12 protein-coding genes are annotated in these 12166 nt (G+C 49.3%); 4 read left to right on the forward strand and 8 right to left on the reverse strand.

Features of this window, described 5'->3' with window-relative positions:
- The first annotated feature begins 9 nt into the window (after nt 1–9).
- A complete protein-coding gene (locus J7439_RS18070) occupies nt 10–1353 on the forward strand; it encodes a two-component system response regulator (RefSeq protein WP_209203352.1) in 1344 nt (447 codons plus the stop codon).
- 172 nt (nt 1354–1525) lie between these two features.
- Here J7439_RS18070 and J7439_RS18075 read toward each other — a convergent pair whose 3' ends face one another.
- The gene (locus J7439_RS18075) at nt 1526–2791 is read right to left on the reverse strand and encodes a 6-phosphofructokinase (protein ID WP_209203353.1); all 1266 of its coding nucleotides are present in this window, start codon (nt 2789–2791) and stop codon (nt 1526–1528) included.
- A 231-nt stretch (nt 2792–3022) separates the two neighbouring features.
- Here J7439_RS18075 and mpl point away from each other — a divergent pair, with 231 nt between their 5' ends.
- Together mpl and J7439_RS18085 are read left to right on the forward strand one after the other, a co-directional pair.
- The gene (mpl, locus tag J7439_RS18080) at nt 3023–4396 is read left to right on the forward strand and encodes a UDP-N-acetylmuramate:L-alanyl-gamma-D-glutamyl-meso-diaminopimelate ligase (protein WP_209203354.1); all 1374 of its coding nucleotides are present in this window, start codon (nt 3023–3025) and stop codon (nt 4394–4396) included.
- Between the two features lie 9 nt (nt 4397–4405).
- Nucleotides 4406–5029: a flavin prenyltransferase UbiX gene (locus J7439_RS18085; RefSeq protein WP_209203355.1), complete on the forward strand. Its 624-nt coding sequence runs from the start codon at nt 4406–4408 to the stop codon at nt 5027–5029.
- Here J7439_RS18085 and J7439_RS18090 read toward each other — a convergent pair.
- The 6 genes from J7439_RS18090 to tesB form a co-directional block, all read right to left on the reverse strand.
- Nucleotides 4997–5983, reverse strand: coding sequence for a hypothetical protein (locus J7439_RS18090; protein ID WP_209203356.1), 987 nt, complete (start codon nt 5981–5983; stop codon nt 4997–4999). The two genes, J7439_RS18085 and J7439_RS18090, sit on opposite strands and share 33 nt — an antisense overlap.
- A gap of 22 nt (nt 5984–6005) precedes the next feature.
- Entirely contained in the window at nt 6006–6314 is a 309-nt protein-coding gene (locus J7439_RS18095; RefSeq protein ID WP_209203357.1) for a hypothetical protein, read from the reverse strand.
- A gap of 109 nt (nt 6315–6423) precedes the next feature.
- Entirely contained in the window at nt 6424–6870 is a 447-nt protein-coding gene (locus J7439_RS18100) for a hypothetical protein (protein WP_209203358.1), read from the reverse strand.
- Between the two features lie 170 nt (nt 6871–7040).
- The gene (locus tag J7439_RS18105; protein WP_209203359.1) at nt 7041–7262 is read right to left on the reverse strand and encodes a c-type cytochrome; all 222 of its coding nucleotides are present in this window, start codon (nt 7260–7262) and stop codon (nt 7041–7043) included.
- 266 nt (nt 7263–7528) lie between these two features.
- Nucleotides 7529–8623 carry a polysaccharide deacetylase family protein gene (locus tag J7439_RS18110; protein ID WP_209203360.1) on the reverse strand — a complete coding sequence of 365 codons (1095 nt, stop codon included), beginning with the start codon at nt 8621–8623 and terminating at the stop codon, nt 7529–7531.
- A 337-nt stretch (nt 8624–8960) separates the two neighbouring features.
- A complete protein-coding gene (gene tesB / locus J7439_RS18115; RefSeq protein ID WP_209203361.1) occupies nt 8961–9836 on the reverse strand; it encodes an acyl-CoA thioesterase II in 876 nt (291 codons plus the stop codon).
- Between the two features lie 386 nt (nt 9837–10222).
- Here tesB and J7439_RS18120 point away from each other — a divergent pair, with 386 nt between their 5' ends.
- Complete coding sequence (locus J7439_RS18120; protein WP_209203362.1) at nt 10223–11437, forward strand: VTT domain-containing protein; 1215 nt, start codon at nt 10223–10225, stop codon at nt 11435–11437.
- Here the strand turns inward: J7439_RS18120 and J7439_RS18125 are convergent.
- Nucleotides 11422–12159 carry an FAD-binding oxidoreductase gene (locus J7439_RS18125; RefSeq protein ID WP_209203363.1) on the reverse strand — a complete coding sequence of 246 codons (738 nt, stop codon included), beginning with the start codon at nt 12157–12159 and terminating at the stop codon, nt 11422–11424. The two genes, J7439_RS18120 and J7439_RS18125, sit on opposite strands and share 16 nt — an antisense overlap.
- Between the last annotated feature and the right edge of the window lie 7 nt (nt 12160–12166).

The following is a 12166-nucleotide window of genomic DNA, read 5'->3' on the forward strand; positions in this document are numbered from 1 at the left end:
TTGTCTGGTATGGAGACAAAGAGCAAAGTCAAAATTCTGGTTGTGGATGACCGCCCGGAAAACCTGCTGGCGATGGATAAGTTACTGAAGCCGCTGGGGGCTGAGATCCACAAGGTGGATTCTGGCGAGAAGGCACTGTCTGAAGTTCTGGCCCATCACTTTGCGGTTATTCTTCTGGACGTGCAGATGCCCGGCATGGATGGCTTTGAGACAGCTACATTGCTGCACAGTAACAAGCAAACGGCTAATATCCCGATCATTTTTGTGACGGCGATTAATAAAGATCAAAACTACGTAGCCAAGGGTTATCAGTCGGGGGCTGTTGACTATTTGCCGAAACCGATTGTGCCGGAAATTCTACTGGGTAAAGTGAAAGTATTTTTACAACTGGAGGAACAGCGGCTGGAGCTTGAACAGGTAACCAGGGAGCTGCAATGGATCAGTCAGAAGAACAAGCTGCTGCTGGACTGTGCAGGAGAAGGTATTGTCGGGGTAGATAAAGAGGGCAAGATAACTTTTATCAATCCGACAGCCTGTGAGTTGTTAGGCGGCGTTGAAGCAGCTTTTCTGGATCAGCACATCAGCCAGTTTCTTTTGGACGACACCACGGGTGAAACAGCTCAGGAGCAATGGCAGAAGTCAGCTATTTATCGTGAGTGCCTGGAACAAGGCGGGACACTTAAACAGTCCACTGAATTAATCAACGTGAGCCGGGGAAGATTTCCGGCGGAGTTCAATATTGCGGCCATCGTTAATAGCAGGAACGCGGTTCAGGGAGCCGTGTTTGTCTTTCAGGATATAACTGAGCGCAAACAGCTGGAAGACCAGCTAGTGAAAATGGCTAAGTATGATAGCCTGACGGGTCTGGCTAACCGGACGTTATTCAGGGAGTTTCTTCAGTCCTCAATGGACCGCAGTGACCGCTACCATAATAAGACAGTGGTTATGTTTCTGGATCTGGATCATTTTAAACAGATCAATGATCAGCTTGGCCATGATGCAGGGGATCAGTTACTGACCAGTGTTGCCAGTCGTCTGGAGGGTTGTATCCGTAAGGTTGACCTGATTGCCAGGCTGGGTGGTGATGAGTTCGCCGTGGTTCTGGATGATGTCAGTAACCCGGAAGATGCCAGAACGGTTGCCAATAAAATTCTTGCTGCACTTACGGAACCCCATGAGCTGGGCGATACTGCAAGAAAAGTAGGTACCAGCATTGGTATTGCACTTTACCCTGAGAATGGCAGTGATGCTGACGGTTTGATCAAGGCGGCAGATGAAGCCATGTATGTGGCGAAGAATGAAGGTCGGAATGACTTTCGGTTTTATTCCGACCTTAACCCGGATATTTCATAAACGTGCTCCCGCTCTCGCTTGTCCTTTGCCGCTCTAAGGGAGTTTTGTTCAGTCGACCGTACTCCCCGGTACGGCGCTCCCTCACAAAATCCCTTAGAGCGACAAAGTCCCGCGTGAGATTCGGGGCAGTTTATAAAATATCCGGGTTAATCAATGAACGGCTAAGTTAACATCACACGTCGAATGCTGTATCCAGCTGTTTCTCGACAAACACTTTTTTCAACCTGGCAAAACGAGGCAAGCCGTTCAGGTAAGCTGGGTACTCCTCGCCTTCAATCAACGGTTCAAGATAGCCCCGGCAGGTTTGGGTAATGTTGAAACCATCCTCATTAATAAAGTCCAGTGGCATTGTACGTTCGAAGTTGGCGACTTTTTCCAGTGCTACCTCTTTGATCGCCCAGCGATATGGCATGTCAGACTCCCGAACGATGGCAGGCATTACGGCATTGTGACCTGTTACGGCCAGTTCAACCGCTGCTTTACCCACAGCGTAAGCCTGCTCCACGTCAACACGTGAAGCGATATGGCGGGCAGAGCGCTGAAGGTAATCAGCGACAGCATAATGGTATTTGTAACCCAGTTCCTGCTTAATCATATTACACAGGGCTGGAGCTACACCGCCAAGTTGCTGGTGCCCAAAGGAGTCAATTACCGTTGTTGACGCGGAGATAAAACTGCCATCGTCGTATTTGGCACCCTCTGAAGCAACGATCACGCAATAACCTTCGTTATTGACGGTTTCATGGACTTTTTTGAGAAATTTTTCTTTGTCCAGCGGCAACTCAGGGAACAGGATAATATGCGGTGGATCACCATCCTGGCGGGCAGCAAGGCCGGTAGCTGCTGCCAGCCAGCCGGCATGTCGTCCCATGACTTCCATGACAAACACCTTGGTTGAGGTGTCGCACATGGAAGCAATATCGTGGCTGGCCTCTTTGGTGGATACGGCAAGGTATTTGGCCGCCGAACCAAAGCCCGGACAGTTGTCGGTAACCGCCAGGTCGTTATCGATGGTTTTGGGAACTCCGATACAGGTAATCGGGTATCCCATTTTTTCACTGAGCTGGGACACTTTCCAGGCAGTATCCATGGAGTCATTGCCACCGTTGTAGAAAAAGTAGCCAATGTTATGGGCCTGAAAGACTTGGATTAACCGACGATATTCCGCTTCACTTTCTTCAAATGACTTCAGCTTGTAACGACAGGAACCAAAGGCTCCGCCGGGAGTCCTTAGTAATGCGCCGATGGTTTCATCGGACTCGCATGAGGTGTCGATAAGCTCCTCACGCAAAGCGCCCAGTATGCCATTATGCCCTGCGTAGACTTTACCGATTTTATCCGGGTAACGACGAGCTGTTTCAATAACCGCGCAGGCGCTGGCATTGATAACAGCGGTAACACCGCCAGACTGTGCGTAAAAAGCGTGCTTCAATGTCATCGGTTAAATTCCGGGTGTTGCTGTGTGTTGTTTTGTGTTCTTGACTGGTTGCAGATGATACCCGATCAAGAGTTTATTGGTAGCGCTGTTATGTATCAATTTTATGGGCTGATGGTCTTTCAATGTCAACGTCCTTTTGCGCATAAGGCAAAAACAATGTCAAAATTCTGGTATCAGGGACTTTAGGATCTGTGCCCAAATCTGGAGCGCTTTTTTTTGGAGAGATCGGGAATGCACATACACATTCTGGGTATTTGTGGAACTTTTATGGGAAGTCTGGCCATGCTGGCCAGAGAGCTTGGGTTTGACGTGTCAGGCTCTGATGAGAACGTTTATCCCCCGATGAGTACACAACTCGAAGAGCAGGGTATTTCATTATTTCAGGGATATGGTGCTGAAGCGCTCAACCCGTCACCGGATCTTGTGGTGGTTGGTAATGCCATGAAACGTGGGATTCCGGCTATAGAGTATGTGTTGGAGAAGGGGCTTCCCTACGTTTCAGGTCCCGAATTTTTTGCCAGGTACATAGCGCCTGACCGCTGGGTATTGGCCGCTGCTGGTACCCACGGTAAAACCAGCACCAGCAGTATGCTTGCCTGGATCCTGGAATATGCCGGTATGTCTCCGGGCTTTCTGATCGGGGGCATACCGAAAGATTTCGGGATTTCCGCGCGACTTGGCAGTACCCCCTTTTTTGTGATTGAAGCGGATGAGTACGACACCGCTTTTTTTGATAAGCGCTCAAAATTTATTCACTACCAGCCACGAACCCTGATTATCAATAATCTTGAGTTTGACCATGCGGATATTTTTGATGATCTTGCGGCTATTCAGCGGCAGTTCCACCATTTGGTCAGGACAATACCGGGCACTGGTCGAATTATTTATCCTGCCGGTACTCCCGAGATAGAAGCTGTTATGGCTATGGGCTGCTGGTCTGAGCAGGAAGAATTGGGTGGCAGTCACAGCCTTTGGCAGGTTGCACCGGTCAGTAGCGATGGCAGCCACTTTCAGGTTTTGTATAAAGGCACGGTTGTCGGAACCGTGAACTGGCAGCAGGAAGGTGATCACAATGTTGCCAATGCTTTAGCAGCCATTGCTGCGGCTCACCATGTCGGTGTCTTGCCAGATACAGCCTGTGAGGCGCTTTCTGTCTTTCAGGGGGTAAAGCGACGGATGGAAATGGTGGAGGAGGTTGGTGGTATACGGATTTATGATGATTTTGCCCATCACCCAACGGCGATTGCCACCACTCTGGCTGGGCAGCGAGCCAAACTCGGGGAAAATGCGAATATTCGTGTGATCATTGAACCCCGATCAAACACCATGAAAATGGGCGTGCATCAGGAGACATTGATCGCCTCTACCGCCAAGGCATCGGAAGTTATCTGGTTTAAACCACAGGGGCTTGACTGGCCATTGGCCGAGTTAGTGCAGGATAGCCCGGTAACGTCATCGGTTATGGATTCCACAGAAGCCATTGTGCGTTATCTGGTTGATACCGCCTCGGCTGGCGACCATTTGCTGGTGATGAGTAATGGTGGGTTTGAAGGGATTCATGGCCGTATAGCCAGTGGCTTGAAAGAGAAACTCACGAAAAATTAAGGTTAAGTGATGAGTTGGTCAAATCCTGAAAGAGTAACATTAGCCATCACAGGGGCTTCCGGAGCCCAGTACGGGCTTCGGCTACTGGAAAGCCTCGTTGCGGCAGAACGGCAGGTTTTTGTTCTGGTTTCCAGGGCGGCAAAAGTGGTTCTGGCCACAGAAATGGATCTTGAGATCGGTGATACGCCTGACGCCATTGAGCAATTTTTTACCAACCGATACCGTGCTGCTCCCAGACAGATTCGTGTGTTTGGTGAGGATGACTGGATGTCGCCTGTCGCTTCAGGCAGTGGTGCTCCCAGCTCAATGGTGATTTGTCCCTGCAGTACCGGAACCTTGTCGGCCATTGCCTGTGGTTTAAGTAATAATCTGACACAGCGGGCAGCAACGGTGGTATTAAAGGAGCGACGCAAGCTGATCATCGTGCCCCGGGAAGCCCCCTATTCTGAAATACATCTGGAAAATATGTTGAAATTGAGCCGGATGGGCAGTGTTATTCTTCCTGCGTCTCCCGGTTTTTACCATCGGCCGGAAACTGTGGGTGACATGGTCGATTTTATTGTTGCCCGGATACTGGATCAGCTGGGAATTTCCCAGAAGTTAATGCCGTCCTGGGGGGATCATTGTCTTTGAAGAGGCTGGTTGTTCTGCCCCCGGAATAAAAGGTTTCAGGTTGTAAAGCCATAACGCCAGGGCATCCAGATAGATGGGCAGATTGGTTGCCGGGTCTGCCGGACCTGCCGCCAGATCAATGTCAAAACCCGGCAACTCCTGTCTTACGACTTCTTTCTGGTAAATCCCATGGGGCTGTTCTGAGATAACCAGGGCAGTTCCCGGTAGTGGGCCTGATTTCACCCAGTGCTTGAGGGTGTCGCGGGTATTGGGCCTGTGCCAGAAGCCGTCCCTCCAGTTTCTTGGCGTATCAATAAACTCAACCGGCAGGGCTCTCATTGCTTCTGGCATGGACACCAGTTGATGCAGCATGATTGCCGCCTCTGTTTCGGTAAAAGGGAGTGGGTCCGGGGTCTTCTTGTCAGGCTTTTTTGTGAAAATGTCCAGGTAGTCAGCCCCCGGGGTGAGAGGGCGCTGGCCCACCAGAAAAATCAAACGCTTGAATCGGATACCCTGACGCCACCAGTCAGTTAACAAGTCCAGCCTGCGTTTCATGCCGGGGGCAGTGGCTCCCAATAGCAGTGCATAATCATATTGTCTGGTTAATGGCCCGATGGGGGATATGAGTCCAAGCTTTTCAAGCAGATCAAGGACTCTGTGCCTTTTGTCCGTTGATATATCCAGCCCTGGTAATTCCCACCGTTCCTGTCCCGGTTTTCTGCGCCAGACCTGGGTGGTATCGATCATTGACTCCAGAGTAGGAGCATGGGAAATGCGCAGCTCTGTTAACAGTTCATCCAGTGTTAACGTGAGCGTTTTATAGTGTTGACCAGGATCGACGGTATCCGCCTGGGAAAGCATGGAAAGATACATGAGTGTCCCTACCAGAAACCGCTGGTAATTGAATCGGTAATGGAATCGACTCTTCCAGCCGGGTATTGTTTTTGTCCCTGATGATGGCGCAGGGACAAGCATAGCTGGTTCTCTTAACAGGTTATTAATGCTGAGTTGACGCAGAAGTAGCGGTCTGGGCCTGTTGCTGGAGAATAAGCTGGCTCAGCTCAGGCTGTTCCCAGTTCTCCGGGTAGTGTTTGGCCATTGCTTCCATCATGACGGTATATTCATCAGCGGGTTTTTTCAGCAGGTAAGTCAGGAAGGTAAAGATTCGATCAGACATTTCTTTGTTGATCTGATTCAGTTGTTGATCGTTTATCTGTCCTTTTTTCTGACACTCTTCAATGGTGGATTGACGAATGCAGTTGGCGGATATGATCAGCGCCAGTTTCTCGATGTTTTGATCTTCCATGATGGGCTCCATGCCTGTATAGATAAAATACGTTTACCTATATAAAACTAGTTGCTGTGGGAGGGGTTTCAAGCCTGACAAATAAAAACAGGGGAAGAGATTCCCCCAATTAAGGTTGAGGCGACTGAAGGCTGGTTAAATCCGGTTTATCCCGATCGGTGTTATACTCAATGCCCAGTTGCCAGCCTGTAGCAATCAGCAATCCGCCAACAGTACCCCAAAGCGGTCCGACAGGGGTTAAGACACCTATAACGAACCCTGCCACACTGCCAATTCCGGTTTTGGTAAAAAAGGGCGGTAACATTTCACCAAAATGTCTGGACACATAATTAACAAGCTTTACTGCCCGACTGTAGAGGCCTTTGAAAAAGCTTGAGATATTACTCCATGCGGAATGCTCTTCACTGGAGCTGGAGGACATACGAATTTTGGTAAAAATGCTGACGACTTTTCTGCCAAAGCTGTTGCCACCTTCATCACTGTGGCTCAGTGAAGCATCAGTAGAAGGGGTTGATGCGTTGGGGATAATGCCAGCAGGTTGGTATGATACGGTCATTTTAAGCACACTTATTATGTCGATTTGATACTTAAGACCAACTAAAGCAATTAAGGTTCCCAACCTTTACTTGAAAATTTAATAGATCCTGGCGTGATGGGTAGAAAAATAGATCTTAAGGGGCATCCAGGATTTGTTAATTTACCGGGGCATCCCAATTTGGAGGAAACTTATAAACATCCGGTTATTGAGTACCACTCGCTGATACTCTCGATTTCTTCTTCAGATATCAGCCTGGCAATATTACTCATTGGCTGGTGAGTGGTTCTGGCACCGTTTCGGTAGTATTGCAGTTGCTTAACCATGTACTCTTTTTTCTGACAGGCCAGATTAGGGTTAAGTGGCGTTGTACCAATACCGGTTGGGCCATGGCAACCCGCGCAGAGCTGCATCGCTTTTGCCTGTGCTGCTTCAAGGTGTTTGGGGGGAGGCTGAATTTGAGTAGCAGACTGCTGGTCAGTACATCCAGCCAGAAAGAAAACGGCGACTGGTACTATTTTTTTGATTTTAAAGGCTATTTTCATCAAACCATCGACTTCACTTAAATTGAGGGAGCGGTTAATAAACCACTTTACGTTTGCCTATACATGTTAGAGCCTATTGACGTTTCGTTGCAGGCACGCAACGAAACGACAACAGTTCCAGTCATTCAGCTTTGTCAATCCAGTGCCTTACCTTCATCTGTCAATCTGAGCCATGCATGGGAGTACCAGTAGTAGTGCTGACCACTGTTGGATGGCGCAGTACAGTTGTAACGAGTTCGGCCTACTGGTAATGGTTTATTGGCTTGAGTCCTGAGCAGAGTCATCTCTTTATTTAGCCAGGTTACCTTCAGCTCACCCTGGCCGGAGGCATAACACTTAAGCTGTTTTTTCTGGTAATCCCCTTCAGCCAGGGCCAGCTCCAGTTCGGGCTTAAGGTTATCCTGTGTGATCAGTGATGAGTCGGGGCTCTGGCTGGTCACTGGCAGAGCCCTGCTGTTGACTTTAGTGGCAAAGTCATTCAACCCATAAATACCAGCCATGGGGAAACGGGGCAGACGAGTGAAGTCAGAATATTCACCAGCGGCTCCGGACTGCTGACCAAATCCTGTATAACCCATCTTATCCAGTGTAACTCTGAGTTCCGGGGTGGTTTCGCCAAATGTCCAGGCAAACATCTTAACACTTTGACCGGTTTGCTCCCGGATTCTGGCTTCTGTCATATACAGGTCCTGACGGAACCGGGAAAGCCACTTTGCCCTGGTTTCTCCGGGCAGCCTTTCTACACTGTGGGCGTGGCTCATGGTGTGGTTTGCCAGGGTAGCACCTGCTTCCGTCATTTCCCGCAGATGCACCCAGCTGAGGAAGTTCTGATAGTTTTTATCCACCGGTGTGGGCGTGACAAAAATGGTAAATGGCAACCCCTGTTCCCTGAGTATTGGAAATGCCTCGGTGTAAATGCTCAGATAAGCATCGTCAAAAGTGATGGCGACTGTTTTTTCCGGTAATGCCTTTTTATTGCGAAGTGCCTCAACCACATCAACCAGTGGCATCACATTGAACTTATTCTCCGCAAGATAGTGGATATGTTTCCTGAATGTCTCGGGGGTGACGCTGGTTATTTTCGGGGTTTCATTACTGACATGGTGATATTGCAATATGACTGCAGAACCGGATCCCTGGCTTAAGGCCGGGATTATCGAGAGCAGTGTAAAAATGCAGGGTATGTATTGCCTCAATTTACCGACAACGGGCTTCAGTAGAAATGACAAGCTCACAGTTTTCCTTAATACGGTTTCCCCCCAGCTGGATTGGTTGCCTTCGCTGCATCAGGGGGATATTTGCAGTGGTCTTATGTCCACAGAACTGAATGCTCTGCTTCAGGCTAACAGGGTTTCAGCCTGGATATTAACCTTCAACAGGAGGGATTTACTATCGTACTAATTACCAATTTTGGCTACTCAGGTATCCAGAGACTGGTTCCATGTCCAATGGTTAACAACCCCCGGACAAAAAAAACCACCGATCAGCAAAGGCAGGGGCTGATTGGTGGTCCAAGTTTCAATAGCGAATAATTAAAAGTTTATGAGCGGTCAGCTCATTCTTCCTTTAGACCTTGGTCTGAACCCTGATTGGCCTGACAAGCCCCTCCTGGATGGTAGACGCTACCATTACTCCAGCCTGATTGAATATCTGGCCTCTTACCAGCGCTCTGGCACCGCTGGCATGGGTGCTTTCAATAGAGTGCAGTAACCACTCATCCATCCTGAATGGGCGGTGGAACCACATGGCATGGTCCAGACTGGCTATTTGAACGGGTTTCTGGAAAGCGGCAGCCCCATGGGGATACATGCTGGTGGGTAAGAACTGAAAGTCTGAGGCATAGGCCAGAAGGTATTTATGCAGTCCCGTGTTATCGGGCAATTTTCCGTTGGCTCTTATCCAGATTTTATGGTTTGGGGCCCTGGTGTCTTTTGCCATTGGATCAACCGGGTCAGCAAAGCGAATCTCAATGGGAGTATCGCTGAGCAGTCGTTTCTGCAGAGGCTTGGGAATCAGGTCACTGTGCCTTTGAATCAGGGCTTTTTCGCTCAGCGCTTCATCCGGGGGTATGACGTTTGGCATCGGGTCCTGATGTTCAAACCCACTTTCGTTTGAATGAAAGGATGCGGACAAATTGAAAATAGGGCGACCATTTTGCACGGCTACTACCCGGCGAGTGTTGAAACTTCTGCCATCGCGAATGCAGTCAACGGTGTAAACAATCGGCTTGCTGCTGTCGCCCTCGCGAAGAAAATAGCTATGGAAGGAGTGAACATGGCGTTCAGGTTCCACCGTCTGCCTCGCCGCAGACAGCGCCTGGCCTAATACTTGGCCACCAAATACCCGCCCCCAGCCAAGGTCCTGACTCTGGCCCCGGAATATATTGTTTTCAATCGGTTCCAGTTTCAGTTGATTAATCAGTTCTTCCAGTACATCACTCATCCTGTAACTCCCTGGCTGCATACCGTTGTTGAGATTGGCAGCAGATTGTGTTGGTGCTTTGGGTGACAGGGTATAACAACAGGCCCGCATTTACCCTGTAAAACTGGCGCAGTTTAAACGCTCAGGCCTGCTTTGCAAATCTGGCTGTGCCAACAGGAAGTATTAGGCCATTGCCCATCATGGCTGATAAATTGTGGGTTTTATCAGCTGGGTCGTTAAGAACGGTAAGGTCGGGCTGTCTACGATCAAGAAACTCACAAAATTTCTGGTAACATTCCGCTGTCGTCATTACCGGGTAGTCCATTAGGATGAAACTGTAGTCTAATTCTGATAACACATCAGCCCAGATCGATAGAAAGGTATTTCCCACCAAGGCCACGTAACTCATGGATAACGCTTATTTTGATGCCATTCATATATGGTTACAGCAAAATACTGGCCTGATTGGTCCTGCTATAGCAATGGTGGCCTGTCTGGAATCACTGGTTGTGGTGGGCATTGTTCTGCCGGGTGTGGCCCTGCTGTTTGCATTAGCGGCTATTGCCGGGTCGGCTTCCATTTCTATCTATCCAATCCTCCTGTGGGCTTTTCTGGGAGCTGTTGTTGGTGATGGGGTCAGTTACCTGCTTGGCTATCATTACCACGAGCGAGTCAGGGGCTGGTGGCCATTTAATCGTCATCCTCAATGGTTGGAGCGTGGTGAAGATTTCTTCAGGGAGTATGGTTTTTTAAGCATTGTGATCGGGCGTTTTGTTGGTCCTGTCCGCCCCATCATACCGGCAGTAGCGGGTATGATGGGTATGGTTCCCAGGTACTTTTTTACCGTTAATATTCTCTCAGCCCTGGCCTGGTCTCCGGTTTACCTGCTTCCGGGTTACCTGACGGGAGCCGCACTTCAGTGGCATGATAAAGTGCCCGATCAATTGTTGGCTGTGTTGTCAGCCATTACCGGTGTTGCCATCCTGCTTCCGCCGTTGCTGATCAGTGCTCATCGTCACTTCAAGCCCCGGTTTATTGGGTATCTGGTGCTGGTATCAGGGTTGCTTGCCTTACTTATTGCTGCTCACTGGGCAGGGGTGCTGGAGAGTGTCAATCAATGGCTGAAAGTCGTTCAGTTGTCCTGGTTGCAAAAGATGATGTACTGGGTGGTTCAGATTGGCAGCATTCCTGTTTTGGGTATTGTTTCTGCAGGTGGCTTATTCTGGCTTTACCGTTCTAATCGGCTTGCCACTCTGTTCAGCCTGTTCTTTGGTGGTGTGTTAATGGTTTGCTCTGTCTGGCTTATCAACGGGCTGGCAGACAATGACAGTTCTGTGACATGGCTTGATCCTTATGCTTTCCCCTCTGTGCATACAACAGCCATCGTCTATGTACTGTTTTCTTTGGTTACCCTGGTGGCAGTCAATCGTCCATTTAAAGTCCAATGGCTATCGGCCAGTGCCGCTTTGGGGCTGGTGATGATTGACGCTTTTGCCCGGTTGGTTTTGCAGGTTAACTGGTTTGGCGACGTTATGACGGGATTGTGCCTTGGTTTATTCTGGGGACTGGTTGCTCTTGAGCTGACAATCTGGGGTGAAAAGCGGAGTCAGTGCCCGGAGTAAACATATTTTTCCCGTTTGATTTGCCGGGGGGATAACCCTCTGTCTCTGAGCAGAGTCACGCAATCATCAATCATACCGGGGTTTCCGCAGAGATAAACCACATCGTTTTCAGGGTTCAGGTTGAGGGCGTCAAACTGGTCTTGCACGTGGCCAGTATACTCATGGTTTGCTGTATTTACGGTGGACTCACGGCTCAAACAGGTGCGGTACTTTAAGTTTGGCAGTTGGGCAAAATCTTCAGAGTAAATGCTTTCCTCTCGATATCTGAAACCCTTTACAACGGTGATAGCTGTTCCCTTATCACTAAGCGTTTTCAATTGCGGAATCATGCTTCGATAGGGCGCAATCCCCGTGCCAGTTCCCACCAGAAGAAGCTGTCCGGGAAAGGTGTCCGGAAGGGTGAGGGCCCCGAACGGGCCAGAAATACTCAGTTCGGTTCCGGCAGGGGCTTTCTGGAAAAGCCCGGAAGCAACCCCACCACTGACCAGGCTGAGCGCTACTTGCAGCAGGCCGGTTGCCTTATAGTCCTCTGGTGCGTTGGCAATGCTATAACTTCGTTTATGAAGTTTTCCATCCATCTCAAACTGCAGCTGCACAAACTGTCCGGCAATAAAATTGAAACTCGCTCCTTCGTCCTGTACCAACTCAAAGCTCAGCTGCAGTGTATTGGCACTGAGCTGTTCAGTCTTATAGAGTTTTGCAGAGAAAAGAGAACCGGGCATTAATGGC

It is taken from the genome of Salinisphaera sp. G21_0 (assembly GCF_017744115.1).
In the GTDB taxonomy this organism is placed as follows: Bacteria; Pseudomonadota; Gammaproteobacteria; order Pseudomonadales; family Endozoicomonadaceae; genus Endozoicomonas.